Source organism: Streptomyces sp. NBC_00005 (assembly GCF_045160215.1).
Classification (GTDB): domain Bacteria; phylum Actinomycetota; class Actinomycetes; order Streptomycetales; family Streptomycetaceae; genus Streptomyces.
On the sequence record NZ_CP108316.1, the window covers coordinates 3,275,111 to 3,290,292 of the forward strand.

8 protein-coding genes are annotated in these 15,182 nt (G+C 69.0%); 2 read left to right on the plus strand and 6 right to left on the minus strand.

Going from position 1 to position 15,182, the window contains the following annotated elements; all coding sequences use genetic code 11:
• Positions 1–79: 79 nt before the first annotated feature.
• Positions 80–2,983 (minus strand): vitamin B12-dependent ribonucleotide reductase, encoded by a 2,904-nt coding sequence (locus OG303_RS15045; protein WP_405868773.1) that lies wholly within the window; start codon positions 2,981–2,983, stop codon positions 80–82.
• 163 nt (positions 2,984–3,146) lie between these two features.
• Positions 3,147–3,707, minus strand: coding sequence for a transcriptional regulator NrdR (nrdR, locus tag OG303_RS15050; protein ID WP_405868774.1), 561 nt, complete (start codon positions 3,705–3,707; stop codon positions 3,147–3,149).
• 565 nt (positions 3,708–4,272) lie between these two features.
• Here nrdR and lexA point away from each other — a divergent pair.
• Entirely contained in the window at positions 4,273–5,052 is a 780-nt protein-coding gene (gene lexA / locus OG303_RS15055; RefSeq protein WP_030947215.1) for a transcriptional repressor LexA, read from the plus strand.
• Positions 5,053–5,219: 167 nt separating this feature from the next.
• On the opposite strand, the gene OG303_RS15060 is transcribed toward lexA, so the two are convergent.
• The 4 genes from OG303_RS15060 to OG303_RS15075 all read right to left on the minus strand — a co-directional run bounded on the left by OG303_RS15060 (position 5,220) and on the right by OG303_RS15075 (position 13,449).
• Entirely contained in the window at positions 5,220–7,286 is a 2,067-nt protein-coding gene (locus OG303_RS15060; protein WP_405868777.1) for an ATP-dependent DNA helicase, read from the minus strand.
• Between the two features lie 283 nt (positions 7,287–7,569).
• Positions 7,570–8,379: a GNAT family N-acetyltransferase gene (locus OG303_RS15065; RefSeq protein WP_405868779.1), complete on the minus strand. Its 810-nt coding sequence runs from the start codon at positions 8,377–8,379 to the stop codon at positions 7,570–7,572.
• Positions 8,380–8,467: 88 nt separating this feature from the next.
• On the minus strand, positions 8,468–10,948 hold the full coding sequence (locus OG303_RS15070) for an IucA/IucC family protein (RefSeq protein WP_405868781.1): 2,481 nt from the start codon (positions 10,946–10,948) through the stop codon (positions 8,468–8,470).
• 926 nt (positions 10,949–11,874) lie between these two features.
• Positions 11,875–13,449, minus strand: a complete 1,575-nt coding sequence (locus tag OG303_RS15075) for a diaminobutyrate--2-oxoglutarate transaminase family protein (RefSeq protein WP_405868783.1) — start codon at positions 13,447–13,449, stop codon at positions 11,875–11,877.
• 342 nt (positions 13,450–13,791) lie between these two features.
• Between OG303_RS15075 and OG303_RS15080 the strand changes: the two genes are divergently transcribed.
• Positions 13,792–15,018: a trypsin-like serine peptidase gene (locus tag OG303_RS15080; protein WP_405868785.1), complete on the plus strand. Its 1,227-nt coding sequence runs from the start codon at positions 13,792–13,794 to the stop codon at positions 15,016–15,018.
• Positions 15,019–15,182: the final 164 nt, after the last annotated feature.

Below are 15,182 nucleotides of genomic sequence, written 5' to 3' on the forward strand. Positions count from 1 at the left end.
CGGAGGGGCACCGACGCGTGGTCGGCGCCCCTCCGCTTCAGGGACTACCTGTCAGGCGGGGACGTGCCCCGGCCCGGTGTCAGCTGCAGCCGCTGGTCGAGCCGCAGCCCTCGCAGATGTAGCAGGAGCCGGCCCGCTGCATCTTCGTACCGCAGGAGAAGCACAGCGGGGCGTCGGCCTGGATGCCCAGCTGCATCTCCACCAGCTCGGCGCTGGTGTGGGCCTGCTGCGGGGCGGGCTTGGCCGCCTCGACCTGAGCCTTCGGCGTGGCGACCGCCTTCAACTCCTGTGCGCGCGGCGCCGACTGGGCCAGGCCCTCTACGTCCATCTCGTCGTCGGAGGGCTCGTACGAGCCGGTCTCCAGGTGACGCTGGCGCTCATCGGCGGAGTGGATGCCGAGGGCGGAACGCGTCTCGAAGGGCAGGAAGTCGAGCGCCAGGCGGCGGAAGATGTAGTCGACGATCGACTGCGCCATCCGCACGTCCGGGTCGTCCGTCATGCCGGCCGGCTCGAAGCGCATGTTGGTGAACTTCGAGACGTACGTCTCCAGCGGCACGCCGTACTGGAGACCGACGGAGACCGCGATGGAGAAGGCGTCCATCATGCCCGCGAGGGTGGAGCCCTGCTTGGACATCTTCAGGAAGACCTCGCCGAGACCGTCGTCCGGGTAGGAGTTGGCGGTCATGTAGCCCTCGGCGCCGCCGACCGTGAAGGACGTCGTGATGCCGGGACGGCCCTTGGGCAGGCGCTTGCGGACCGGGCGGTACTCGATGACCTTCTCGACCGTCTCGCGGATGGTCGCCTCGGCCTTCTCCGTGACAGCGTCGGCCGCGGACTTTCCCTTCTCCTTGGTCTTCGCGGAGAGGGGCTGGCCGACCTTGCAGTTGTCGCGGTAGATCGCGAGCGCCTTGACGCCCATCTTCCACGCCTCGAAGTAGACCTCTTCGACGTCCTCGACGGTCGCCGTCTCCGGCAGGTTGACCGTCTTGGAGAGCGCGCCGGAGATCCACGGCTGGATCGCGGCCATCATGCGGACGTGGCCCATCGCGGAGATGGAGCGCTCGCCCATGGCGCAGTCGAACACCTCGTAGTGCCCGTGCTTGAGGCCCGGGGCGTCGACGACATTGCCGTGGTCGGCGATGTGGGCGACGATCGCCTCGATCTGCTCCTCCTGGTAGCCCAGGCGGCGCAGGGCCTGCGGAACCGTGCCGTTGACGATCTGCATCGAGCCGCCGCCGACCAGCTTCTTGAACTTGACCAGGGCGAGGTCGGGCTCGAGGCCGGTGGTGTCGCAGGACATCGCAAGGCCGATGGTGCCGGTCGGGGCGATGACCGACGCCTGAGCGTTACGGAAACCGTTCTTCTCGCCGAGACGCAGCACGTCCTGCCAGGCCTCCGTGGCGGCGGCCCAGATCGGCGAGTCCAGGTCGTCCATGCGGACGGCCACGGTGTTGGCGTCGGCGTGCTGCTTCATGACGCGGTTGTGGGCACTCGCGTTGCGCGCGTAGCCGTCGTACGGGCCGACAACGGCGGCGAGTTCGGCGGAGCGCTTGTAAGACCTGCCGGTCATCAGGGAGGTGATGGCACCGGCGAGCGCGCGGCCGCCGTCGGAGTCGTACGCGTGACCGGTCGCCATCAGCAGGGCGCCGAGGTTGGCGTAGCCGATGCCGAGCTGGCGGAACGCGCGCGTGTTCTCGCCGATCTTCTGGGTCGGGAAGTCCGCGAAGCAGATGGAGATGTCCATCGCGGTGATGACGAGCTCGACCACCGTGGCGAACCGCTCGGCGTCGAAGGACTGGTGGCCCTTGCCGTCGTCCTTCAGGAACTTCATCAGGTTCAGCGAGGCGAGGTTGCAGGACGTGTTGTCCAGGTGCATGTACTCGCTGCAGGGGTTCGAGCCGTTGATACGGCCGGACTCCGGGCAGGTGTGCCACTGGTTGATGGTGTCGTCGTACTGGATGCCCGGGTCGGCGCAGGCCCAGGCGGCCTCGGCCATCTTGCGGAACAGGCCCTTGGCGTCGACCTCTTCGATGACCTCGCCGGTCATCCGCGCGCGCAGGCCGAACTTGCCGCCCTGCTCGACCGCCTTCATGAACTCGTCGTTCACCCGGACCGAGTTGTTGGCGTTCTGGTACTGCACGGAGGTGATGTCATCGCCGCCGAGGTCCATGTCGAAGCCCGCGTCGCGCAGGGCGCGGATCTTCTCCTCTTCCTTCACCTTGGTCTCGATGAAGCCCTCGATGTCAGGGTGGTCGACGTCGAGGATGACCATCTTGGCGGCACGGCGGGTGGCGCCACCGGACTTGATGGTGCCCGCGGAGGCGTCGGCGCCGCGCATGAAGGAGACCGGGCCGGAGGCGTTGCCACCGGAGGACAGCAGCTCCTTGGAGGAACGGATGCGGGAGAGGTTCAGGCCGGCACCGGAGCCGCCCTTGAAGATCATGCCCTCTTCCTTGTACCAGTCGAGGATCGACTCCATGGAGTCGTCGACGGACAGGATGAAGCAGGCCGAGACCTGCTGGGGCTGCGGGGTGCCGACGTTGAACCAGACGGGACTGTTGAAGCTGAAGATCTGGTGCAGGAGGGCGTAAGCCAGCTCGTGCTCGAAGATCTCGGCGTCCGCGGGCGAGGCGAAGTACTTGTAGTCCTCGCCTGCCTTCCGGTACGTCTTCACGATGCGGTCGATCAGCTGCCTGAGGCCGGTCTCGCGCTGCGGGGTGCCGACAGCACCGCGGAAGTACTTGCTGGTGACGATGTTGACCGCGTTCACCGACCAGAAGTCGGGGAACTCGACGCCTCGCTGCTCGAAATTGACCGAGCCGTCGCGCCAGTTGGTCATGACGACGTCACGGCGCTCCCAGGCCACCTCGTCGTACGGGTGCACGCCGGGAGTGGTGTGGATGCGCTCGATACGCAGCCCCTTGGTCGCCTTGGTGCCCTTGGCGCGGGAACTCCGTGCCGGACCGCTCGCCGTCTCTGTCATGCCGCCTCCCTGTACGGGCTAAAACGCCCTGAAGTGCCGCGATGTTCCCGTGGCACGGTGTTGTGTCTGGTGCTGCGGGCAGGTCTCAACGCCCCCCGCAACAGGTCTTCGGTCGCCGCCTCGTGGTCGGGTCCGGGATCCTGGCCCGGTTCCGGCCCGCCGGTCAGTCGGCGGCGTGAGCGGGCTCGGGAACCTGAGTGGTCCCTCCGCGCCCGCGGTCGTCTTCCTGGCTCCCTGCGACAACGCCCTCGCGGTCGTCGTTGTCCGCGGCGGCGGGTCGCGTCTCCTCCCTGAGCTCCGCGATGGCCGCCTCGAAGTCGTCGAGCGAGTTGAACGCCCGGTAGACGGAGGCGAATCGCAGATACGCGACGAGGTCGAGCTCCTGCAACGGGCCGAGAATGGCCAGCCCCACGTCGTGGGTGGTCAGTTCGGCGCTTCCCGTGGCCCGCACCGCCTCCTCGACCCGCTGGCCGAGCTGGGCGAGTGCGTCCTCGGTGACAGGCCGTCCCTGGCATGCCTTGCGCACGCCGTTGATGACCTTGGTACGACTGAAAGGCTCGGTGACTCCGGATCGCTTGACCACCATGAGCGAGCACGTCTCCACAGTCGTGAAACGACGGGAGCAGTCAGGGCACTGGCGGCGCCGGCGGATCGACGTACCGTCGTCGGTCGTACGGCTGTCGACGACACGGCTGTCGGGGTGCCTGCAGAAGGGGCAGTGCATGATCTCCCAACCCTCCTCACAGCAGACTCAATAGCCTCGCTGGGCCTCATGGGCCCCTCGAAGCAGCCCCAAGCATAGGCGATCGCCAGGGGCCTGAAGACCCGGGGGACCACAACTTCTGGGCTGCTGCTGCAATCCAACCACTAGATGTGGGGATTGGCCCATACATACACGCCACGCGCGCGTGTCGCGCAGGTATTGGCATGTGCCACGCGACCGGGGCGTCGCACCGGATACGGCGGTGCACAGCCGTACCGTTGCGGCACATGCGGAGATACCGTGGGCGCCACAGGGAGAGGACGTGGGGCTCCCGCAGAGATGGTGGCTGGCTCCCGGTTGACGGAATGCCGGGTGGCAGACTGGGGCAGTAACCCACGAGGTCAGCACCTCGGCGGTGAAGCGTACAACAATGGGCTCTTTTGTCCGCCGGATATCGCGTTAGCCATACACCCAGACACATGATCAAGTCAGGCGATCCACGTTTTTTCACTCGAACGTGTGTTTGGCGCAACCTTTCGAAAGCAACTACCGTTGTCCAGCAGGGAGACCATCGAGAGGGGCCGACGTGACCACCACCGCAGACAGTGCCACCATCACTGCCCAGGACCGCTCCCAGGGCCGACTCGAGCCGGTGCATGCGATGAACGAAGCCGTGAATCCCGAGGGGCACAAGCGCTCCCTACCGGGCCGACCTCCAGGCATCCGTGCGGACAGCTCGGGGCTCACCGACCGGCAGCGCCGGGTGATCGAGGTCATCAGGGACTCCGTGCAGCGGCGCGGCTACCCGCCGTCGATGCGGGAGATCGGCCAGGCGGTCGGCCTGTCCAGCACCTCCTCGGTCGCACACCAGCTGATGGCACTGGAACGCAAGGGCTTCCTGCGCCGAGACCCGCACCGTCCGCGCGCGTACGAGGTCCGCGGCTCCGACCAGGGCGCCTCCGTGCAGCCCACCGACACCGCCGGCAAGCCCGCGGCATCCTACGTCCCGCTGGTCGGCCGCATCGCCGCCGGTGGCCCGATCCTCGCCGAGGAGTCGGTCGAGGACGTCTTCCCTCTCCCCCGCCAACTGGTCGGTGACGGCGAACTGTTCGTACTGAAGGTCGTCGGCGACTCCATGATCGAGGCCGCGATCTGCGACGGCGACTGGGTCACGGTGCGCCGCCAACCCGTCGCCGAGAACGGCGACATCGTCGCGGCGATGCTCGAAGGCGAGGCCACCGTCAAGCGCTTCAAGCGCGAGGACGGCCATGTCTGGCTCCTCCCGCACAACGCGGCGTACGAGCCGATCCCGGGCGACGACGCGACCATCCTCGGCAAGGTGGTGGCAGTGCTGCGGCGCGTTTGACGGCTGCGGCGGGCGGTTCGCAAGGAACCGCCCTCTGACCGGGCCCCGGGACCCCTGCGCCGGTTCCGGGGCCCTGTGCTGTCCGGCCCCGGCGGCCGGTGGCTTTGGATTGGGGGTTGGTCTGTCGCGGCGCCGCGACAGACCAACCCCCAATCATTCGACCTCGATCACTCGACCTCTGCTTCGGCCTCTCCTTCAGCCGCTGTTTCGGCCTCTGCTTCGGCCTCTCCTTCAGCCGCTGTTTCGGCCTCTGCTTCGGCCTCTGCTTCGGCCTTCTTTGCCGTCGCGTCGATCGCCGCCAGCGACTTCCGGACCTGGTTGCGGTCCGTCGTCGACCAGAAGTCCGGCAGCGACGCCTTCAGATAACTCCCGTACCTGGCCGTGGCCAGACGCTGGTCCAGTACGGCGACCACGCCGCGATCCCCCGATGCCCGTACGAGGCGGCCGGCACCCTGGGCCATGAGCAGCGCGGCGTGCGTGGCGGCAACTGCCATGAAGCCGTTGCCTCCCCCGTCCTCCACCGCCTTCTGGCGGGCGCTCATCAGCGGGTCGTCAGGACGCGGGAACGGAATCTTGTCCATGACGACCAGCTGGCAGCTGGGGCCGGGAACGTCGACGCCCTGCCAGAGCGACAGGGTGCCGAAGAGGCAGGTCTTCGGATCGGCGGAGAAGTTCTTGATCAGCTCGCCGAGCGTCTCCTCGCCCTGGAGGAGGATCGGGAACTCCGGGATCCGGGAGCGCAGTTCCTCGGCGGCGAGCTGCGCGGCCCGCATGGAGGAGAAGAGGCCGAGGGTGCGGCCACCCGCCGCCTGGATCAGCTCCGTCAGCTCGTCCAGCATGTCCGCACGGTCTCCGTCACGTGCGGGGCGCGACAGATGCTTGGCGACGTAGAGGATGCCCTGCCTGGGGTAGTCGAAGGGGGAGCCGACGTCGACGCCCTTCCACTGCGGGAGTTCCTCGCCCTGTGTGCCCTCCGGGGCCAGCCCGAGGGAGGCGCCGACACCGTTGAAGTCGCCGCCCAGCTTGAGCGTCGCGGAGGTCAGGACGACGGAGCGGTCCGCGAAGAGCTTCTCCCTCAGCAGGCCCGACACGGACATGGGGGCAACGCGCAGGGAAGCGCCGAAGCGGTCATGGCGCTCGTACCAGACGACGTCCCACTCAGAGCCGTTCGTGATCCGCTCCGCCACGTCGTGCACCGTCTCCACCGAGGCCAGCGCCTGCTTGCGGACCGCATCCTCGTCCTGGACGGACTTGTCGCGGGTCGCTCCGATCGCGGAGATCACCGTACGGCAGGCGTCGCGCAACGCCATGAGCGCATACCCGAGGTCCTCCGGGATCTCCTCCAGGCGGCCCGGCAGGGCCAGCTCCATCAGCCGCTCGAAGCCCTCGGCGGCGGTCTGGAGCTGGTCGGCTGCCTTCTCGTTGGCGAGCTTCGCGGCGCGGCGCACCGCGCGGTTGACCTGGCCCGGCGTGAGTTCACCCGTGGCCACTCCGGTGACCCGGGAGACCAGCTCGTGTCCTTCGTCGACGATCAGCACCTCGTGCTGCGGGAGGACCGGGGCGCCTTCAATGGCGTCGATCGCGAGCAGCGCATGGTTGGTGACGACGACTTCGGCGAGCTTGGCGCGCTCCCGGGCCATCTCGGCGAAACACTCGGCGCCGTACGCGCACTTCGTGGCACCCAGACACTCCCGCGAGGAGACCGACACCTGCGCCCAGGCGCGGTCGGAGACTCCGGGCGTGAGGTTGTCGCGGTCACCGGTCTCGGTCTCGTCCGACCACTCGCGCAGCCGCAGCAGGTCCTGGCCCAGTTTGCTGGTGGGCGCGGCTGCCTCGAACTGGTCGAAGAGGCCCTCCTCCTCGTCCTGCGGGACGCCCTCGTGGAGGCGGTGCAGGCAGAGGTAGTTCGACCTGCCCTTCAGCATCGCGAACTCCGGGCGGCGACGCAGCAAGGGGTGCAGCGCGTCGACGGTGCGGGGCAGGTCCCGCTCGACGAGCTGGCGCTGCAGAGCGAGCGTGGCCGTCGCCACGACGACACGCTCCCCGTGCGCGAGCGCGGGCACGAGGTAGCCGAGCGACTTTCCGGTGCCGGTGCCGGCCTGGATCAGCAGATGGGATCCGTCGTCGATCGCCTCCGCGACGGCTTCGGCCATGGTCACCTGGCCGGGGCGCTCCGTACCGCCGACGGCAGTGACGGCAGCATGCAGGAGTTCGGGGAGTGAGGGCTTCGTCATAGCGCGACCACCCTACGGCCCGGCACTGACAAACGGGTGATCAAGGCGGTGGCGAGGGGCGGGATCAAGACCGGGTGCTCCTCGGGTGAGGGTCGGGGCGGATCGCTTGGGCAGGTCGGCTCGACGGCGTGTGAGATCGGATCGGGCGCATGCGATATCGGCTCGGGTGGGTGTGGGGTCGGCTCGGATGCGTGTGGGATCAGCGTGGAAAACCGGCTCGGCGGAGATGGGAACCGGATCGGCGCGAGCGGTGTACCAAAAGTGACGACGTTGCGACGCAGCGTCACAGCAGATCGCGTAGGGACCGGTCTCGGACCATGAAGGCGGCTCGCTTGGCGGGCAGGTCGACCTCGGCGGAGAACCGGAAGCCGGCGCTCAGAAAGGCAGCGACGGAAGGGGTGTTGCGAAGGTCGGGTTCCGCGATGACGCGTGCGCAGGCAGGCCGCTTGTCGAGGGCGAGGTCGGCCACGGCTCTGAGCAGGGTGCTGCCGAGCTTGCGGCCACGGTCGGCGACCCCGCCGATGAGGAGGTGGATTCCGGTGTCATGAGGTCGAGCGGGGAAGTAGCGGGCCAATGGGTCGAGATCAGCCCGGTAGATCTCCCAGTAACTCATCGGCGTGCCCTCCAGCACTCCGAGGCACGGAACGCTGCGTCCGTCGCCGGAGAGCTGGGCCCGCAGGTGGCTCTCGGTGACGGTCTCGAGGCCTGCCAGCTCCCAGAACTCCGCGACGGCAGGGTCGTTCATCCAGCGGCTGATCAGCGGTAGGTCCCGCTCGACGTGCACGGGGACGAGGTGGAAGACGCCCACGGGTGTGACGACCGGCCCCCAGTCGGCGACGCGGTCGAGAAGGTCCTCGTCGCCCGCGGTGACGGAAATGGGCGAGGTCATGTCTTCACGCCGGCTTTGTGCCTCGCCGGAGTCGGTTTCCGCCGCGAAGAGCGCAAGCAGCTCGTCGGGCAGACGCAGGTCCAGCGTGTCCTCGCTGTCCGTGCCCACGCGGGTACTGCTCTCAGCCGTGAAGGGGCTCGTGTCGGCACCGGTGTCGGTGCCGAGGGCGGTGGCTGCGTGTGCGGTGGCGTCGGTGGGAGGCACTGCGACGCTCCTCTCAGAAGACGGGGTGGGGCATGTTCCTCAGAGCGAAAGGGAGTTGGTGGTGATGGGCAGTGGTCGGCAGTAGCTGTCAGGAATGGAGGGGATTGGCGATGGTGACGTAGACGGACTGGGTGTCGACCGGGCCGACGAGTTCGTCGAGGCCGTGCAGCCGGGTCAGGAGATTGGCCTTGCAGCGCAGGACGGGTGAGTCCAGCAGGTGGGCGGGTAGTGAGGTGCGCAGTCGCGCGGGACCGGAGGCGACGTCGCCGAGAAAGCGGCGGAAGGCGGCGAGCAGCAGCCGTTCGTCGGCGAGGCGCTGGGATCCGAAGGCGCCGATGAGGCCGAGCACGTTGTTGATCGCAAGGTAGTAGGCGAATCGCTCGTCTGTGACCTCGTCGGAGACGAAGGTGTCGCTGTACTCGCCGATACCGGGCAGCCGGGCGTCGAGCTCCGTGCGCCGGGACTCGCGGAAGTAGTAGCCCTGGTTGTCGCGGTAGCGGCCGCCTGCGGGCCAGCCGTCGGCGTCCAGCAGGAGCAGCGTGTTCTGCTGGTGGGCCTCCAGGGCGATCCCCGCCTCCGCGTCCAGCCACAACACGGGACGGACGACCTGCTCGAGGTAGCGCAGGAACCACTCAGCGGCAACCGCCTTGCAGGGGCGACCCGTTCGGCCCGCGATGCGCGTGACGACCGTCGCCAGTCGGGACCGCAGGATCGACGGATCCGTCTCCAGGGGGCGGCGCGGCGAGCCCGCTGGGGTCCTGCCTGCTTGGACCTGCGGCCGGGGCGACACGAGTCCGGCGACGCAGGAGACGTCGTCCGACGGGCTGAACGGGTTGTGCCGGATCATCACGTCGAGTCCGGGCACGGGGCTGCCGTCCGGCGCGTCGACCGCCAGCCAGGCCGGGTCGCGGACGATGTCGAACCCGGGGTGGGCGGCCCGCCACTGCTCGGACAGGCCGCTGCGCAGCAGGCGGTGGACCTCGACGCCTCGATGCAGTTCCTTACGGAGGTTCTCGCGACAGGAGTTGGTGATCCGCAGGCCCAGCGACAGCTTGAGCATGGCCGGGGAGTTGGACCGATAGATGGTGCGTACGGAGGAGGTGGGGTGCCATGGGGGGCCATGCGTGCCGAGGTCGCGGAGGAGTCCGGCGTCGAACAGGGCCGCGGTCTCGGAGCGTTGCCGGACCTCGCGCAGCTGCCAGGGGTGCAGAGGCAGGGCTGCGTAGCCGTCGGGCAGCGACAGATCGGCTTCGGCGAGGCGTGCCATGAGCTGCGGCGCGGGGACGAGGCGGCCGCGCTCGGTCCAGGCGGAGTCCGTGGCCAGCGCGGAAGGGGCGACAGCCAGCCAGTGAAGGGGAAAGGAACCGTGCAACTCCGGTGAGTACAGGCCGGCCTCGGCTTCGGAGAGGCCTTCGCGGCTCTTCGGAGTGGGGTGCAGCGGATGCCCGAGCACGAGTGCCTGCTCGGCCGCGAGAAAGAGCTCGGGTCCATCGCCAGGGTGTTCCCGGCGCTCACGGATGAACGTGACGGTACGACGGAGGGAGTCGGCGACGCGGGCGACCAGGTCGGGGGTGGATGTGCAGGGGGTCGCGGGGGTGGTGCGGGCGGCGTTGGCACTTTGTTCGGGGGTGGCACCGGCCAACGAGCGGACGGCTGCGCCGCTGGTGAGGTCGGGAGCGGTGCCGCTTTCGGGGGTGAGGGTGGTGCCGCGCTCGGGGGCAGGGACAGCACTGTTCGCGACGGCGGGGGTGACTGGCAGTGGGTTACAGATGGTCGGCTGCGCGTCGGGGGAGGCGGTCGTCGGAGAGCAAGGCCTCGTTGCGGAAACGGAGGTAGGTGCGGGTGGGGTGGTGGTCGTCGCCACGGGTCCCTGGGTGGGAACCGATGGGGTGCCTGCGGTGGGCGCGGGACCGGGAGCAGGAACCGATGGGCTGCCTGCGCTCGGCGCGGGAGTTGGGGCAGGAACCGTCCGGGCAGGGCTGGGGGCAGGAGGTGTCGGGATCGCGGTGGTCACGGAATCCGAGGAAGAAGCCGTTGGAATGGCGGTCGTCACGGGATCCGAGGAAGAAGCCCTCGGAAGGGCGGTCGTCACAAGCCCAGAGGAAGGAGCAGTCGAGATGCCGGTTGTCGTTGCAGAGCCGGCAGTAGCGGGCAAGTCGGCCGTGTGGTCACCCGTGTTGGACGTCTCCCGAGCGAGTAGCACGGCGACTGTGACCGCGTCGGCCGACGGGGATCCTTCGGGGGCAGTGGCGAGGACCGGGAGACCGAATCGGTGCCATCCGGTCGGGGACCAGTAGTGGACCGGGGTGAGGAGGGCCGTGCCACTGGCAGGCAAGGGGATGCTGAGCGTGCCGTCCTCGGGGGCCCGGAGGCCGGCTTCACGTACCCAGCAGCGAAGCAGGTTCTCGACGGCCGCGGCATTGGCTGCGGTGCGCGGGTCGGGGTGCTCCAGGAGGTCGGCGTGATGGGGCCGCCCGCCGGGGGCGCGGAGCGGGCTCTCGGTGACGGAGGCTTTGCGCTGCTCCGGGACCCTCTCTTGGTCCCGTGTCGTCCCGGGCTCCCAAGGCATCCGGGGCTCCGATGACGACCCTTGCTCCGGCACCCCTTGTGGCTGCCGGTCCGCTCCGCACTCCGGACCCCGGCCCGCTCCCAGGCCTTCTTCGTGCTCCGGAATCCCGCCTACCCCTGTGCCTTGCTCCGGCACCCTCTGTGGCTGCCCGTCCGCTCCGCACTCCGGACCCCGGCACACTCCCGGGCCTTCTTCGTGCTCCGGAATCCGGCCTACCCCTCTGCCTACTTCCTGCCCCGGAACCCCGCTCGCCCCTGGGCCCCGGTCCTGCTCCAGAACCCGGCTCACCCCTGAGCCTCCGTCCTGCTCCAGGACTCGGACCGCCCCTGAGCCACTGTCCTGCTCCAGGACGCGGCCCGTCCCTGAGCCACCGTCCTCCCCCGCGCCCCCAGCTGCTTCTGCGTCCACCCACTGGTCAACGTCCCAGCACTCCCCCGAGGCTCCTCCCCCACCCGAAGCCCACTGCACCCTCTGTTCCGGCTCCACCCTCTCTTCCGGCTCAAGCCCCTGATCCCGCTCCAGCACCAGCCCCGCATCCTCCTTCCGCCCTCGCTCCACGTCCCGCTCCTGCTGACAAGGCACTGATGGAGTCGTCGGCGTCGATTCGGCGTCGTGGGAGGGCGATGCGTCGCAGGAGTTTCGCTCCGGGGTGTGGGCGCGGGCGTCGGATGTGGGGGTGGGATTCAAGGTGGTCCTCGTGGGTGGTTCTGGCTCGTGCGGTGACGAACCTCGGTCGTACGGCGCTACGGGCGAAGTGGAGGTATGAGCGATGTCCTGGTTTCGAGGGGAGGCAAGTCGAGATGTTGTCGGTTGTGCGGGGCATCCACGGCGAGCATCGATACCCCGACGCGGCCGCAAGAGGGAGCGCGGGCAGGGGCGTTGATGCCGACGGAACGCACACGTGCGCGCCCGCAGCAGTTGCCGTACTAGCCCGCCCGCTCGGCGCGATCGCCCTGACGGCGGTGCCTGGGATCGGGGCCGTGCAGTCGTCGTGTGCCAGGTGGCCGGCCGGTGCGGTCGTGGTCGCGGGACGCCGTCTGCACCGCTTCGGCCAGTCGGTCGAGTACCGCGGCCGCCTGTTCGTCGCTGATCGTCAGGGGTGGGAGCAGTCGCACGACGCTTGCATGGCGGCCCCCCAGTTCGACGATCAGGCCACGTCGCAGGCACTCCCGTTGGACTGCGGCCGCGAGTTCGGGAGCGGCCGGTCGCGGGCTGACGGCGCCGGAGTCCCGTACCGCCGCCGGAGTCACCCCGCCGTTGAGAGGCCCCCGATCGACATCGACCCCGCCGAACTTCCCCTCCAAGCCCTCCGAATCCGAGCCCCCACTGACATCACGGGAACCCCCACCGCCCTGACCGCCCCCGCCGCCGAAGCCCTCGCGATCTCCCTCCGCATCCACCAACTCCATCCCGATCATCAGCCCCCGCCCCCGTACGTCCCCGATGCAGGGAAACTCCCTTGCCAGGGAACGAAGTTGGTCGAGCATGCGGGAGCCGAGGGTGGCCGCTCGCTCGGCGAGGCGGTTTTCGCGGACGTAGGTCAGGGTGGCCGTGCCCGCGGCCATGGCGAGTTGGTTGCCGCGGAACGTGCCTGCGTGGGCGCCGGGTTCCCAGACGTCGAGCTCGTCGCGGTAGACCACCACGGCGAGGGGGAGGCTGCCGCCGATGGCCTTGGAGAGCACCATCACGTCGGGGGTGACGCCGCTGTGTTCCACCGCCCAGAAGGCACCGGTCCGTCCGACCCCCGTCTGGACCTCGTCGGCGATCAACGGGATGGAGCGGGTCGCCGTGATCTGCCGCATACGCCGCATCCACGCGTCCGGCGCGGGAATCACCCCGCCCTCGCCCTGCACGGGTTCGAGGATCATCCCGGCGGGATGCGGCACCCCCGACTTGGGGTCGCCGAGGACGGACTCGGTCCAGCGAGCGGCGAGTTCAGCGCCGCGGGGGCCGCCGACACCGAAGGGGCAGCGGTAGTCCTGCGGATAGGGCAGGCGTGCGACCCGTACGTCCGAGGCGTCCCCGGAGGCTTCGAGCGCACCGGCGGTCATGCCGTGGTAGGCGCCGGTGAAGGCCAGGATTCCGGTGCGGCCGGTCGCGGCGCGGACCAGCTTGAGCGCGGCCTCCACCGCGTCGGTTCCCGCCGGCCCGCAGAACTGCACGCGCGCGTGGTCTGCGAGACCGGGCGGCAGGGTGTGGAACAACTCGGTGATGAAGGCGTCCTTGACGGGTGTCGCCAGGTCGAGGACGTGCAGCGGGGCACCCGAGTCGAGGACTTTGCGGATGGCCTCCAGTACGACGGGGTGGTTGTGGCCGAGGGCGAGCGTTCCGGCGCCGGAGAGGCAGTCGAGGTAGCGGCGGCCGTCGGCGCCCTCGATGGTCAGCCCCCGGGCCCGCACGGGCACGATCGGCAGGGCACGCGCATAGGTGCGCGCCGCCGACTCGCGCGCCGACTGGCGTCGCAGGATCCCCTCGTGCGCGGCCCGCACCGTCGCGGACACCTCACCGACAGCACGCCGTCCAAGAGTTCCCTCGGACGTACTCCCGCCGCATGCAGACTCGGCCACGACTCCCTGTCCTCCCGCCGGGGACCGCACACGGACAGCAGACCCCCCATCACTACCAACCCCCGATTGCTCACCGGGTTACGGGTTGCCTCAAGATCCTTGCCGTGACGGAACCGTTGCCGTTCCGTCGGAAGTCCCCCACAGCGAGCGCATAGTGTGTGATGCCGTTCCAAGGAGCCGTGAGCTCAAGCGAGATCACCTGCGCCGAGCGCAGGATCGCGGCCGCAGCGCCCAGTTTGTTCAGTTCGTCCAGTGCTTCTCAGGGGGAGTCAGACCATGCGATCCATAAGGCCGTCGTTCACCGTTCGCCGGGAAAGGGGCGCCCGCCGTAGAACTTCCCCCGTTCTTGCCGCCGTTGCCCTCGCATCGGCGCTGGCGCTCACCGCCACCGCCTGCAACTCGGGCGACACCAAGGCGGACGGCCAGGCCTCCGCTTCCGCGACCGACACCAGCGGCGACGGCAAGATCAAGATCCCGGACGACATCAGGAACAGGCTCAAAGAGCACGGGATCGACATCGACAAGTGGAAGAACGGCGCCTGGAAGAACTGGGACAAGGACGACTGGCTGCGCGAAGCCGACGACTTCATCAACCCGATCATCAAGGGCCTGTGGAACCCGGACCGGATGCGGGACGCCAACGACCCGGACAAGGGCGTCGACGACAACGACCTCTCCGGTGACCAGGGCGTGACCGACCCGACGCCGGCGCCGGTGGACGCGAAGGCCGTGGCGCCTACGTACCACGCCAACGCGGCGACGGCAGGCAAGGTGTTCTTCGACTCCCCCGAAGGCACGATGGTCTGCTCGGCGACGGTCGTGGAGGACCCGGCCCACCCCGGCAAGTCGAACATGGTGTGGACGGCGGGCCACTGCGTGCACGCCGGCAAGAACGGCGGCTGGTACCGCAACATCGCGTTCGTGCCGTCGTACAACAACGCGGGCAAGACGGCCGACCAGCTGCAGAACGCCACCAAGGAGGAAGTCGCTCCGTACGGCGTCTGGTGGGGCAAGTGGGCCCAGACCTCGGACCAGTGGATCGAGCAGGGCGGTGAGACGGGCGGTAACGGTGCCTCGTACGACTACGCCGTCATCCAGGTGACGCCGGAGAAGGGCGGCAACGGCAAGTCACTGGAGGAGACGGTCGGTTCGGCCCTGCCCGTCGACTTCAACGCCCCGGCCGTGCCGAAGGTCTCCGCCATCACCGCGACCGGTTACCCGGCCGCACCGCCGTACGACGGCCAGAAGCTGTACCAGTGCCAGGACAAGCCGGGACGCCTGTCGATCAACGCCTCGGACCCGACGATGTACCGCATCGGCTGCTCCATGACCGGTGGCTCGTCCGGCGGCGGCTGGGTCGCGACAGGCTCGGACGGCAAGCCGGCGCTGGTCTCCAACACCTCGATCGGACCGGTGAGTTCGGGCTGGCTGGCCGGACCGCGCCTCGGTTCCGTGGCCAAGGGTGTGTACGACTCGGTCAGCAAGAAGTTCGCGAGTCAGTGACCCGGACCTGGCCGCAGACGGGGATGGGCGCCTCACAGAAATCTTCACGGCCCCATCCCCGTTCGCCCTCAACTCCACGGGCATAGTGGGGTGTCGCTTCAGGGCGGGTTCCGCACCGAAGCACCTCAGAGCTGACAAGCCCATGACACACGACATTCATGCTT

Excerpts from the sequence above, each read along its gene's own strand:
- OG303_RS15080 (WP_405868785.1), top strand. The coding sequence starts at position 13,792 with ATGCGATCCATAAGGCCGTCGTTCACCGTTCGCCGGGAAAGGGGCGCC.
- OG303_RS15070 (WP_405868781.1), bottom strand. The coding sequence starts at position 10,948 with ATGCCTTGGGAGCCCGGGACGACACGGGACCAAGAGAGGGTCCCGGAG.
- OG303_RS15045 (WP_405868773.1), bottom strand. The coding sequence starts at position 2,983 with ATGACAGAGACGGCGAGCGGTCCGGCACGGAGTTCCCGCGCCAAGGGC.
- nrdR (WP_405868774.1), bottom strand. The coding sequence starts at position 3,707 with ATGCACTGCCCCTTCTGCAGGCACCCCGACAGCCGTGTCGTCGACAGC.
- OG303_RS15060 (WP_405868777.1), bottom strand. The coding sequence starts at position 7,286 with ATGACGAAGCCCTCACTCCCCGAACTCCTGCATGCTGCCGTCACTGCC.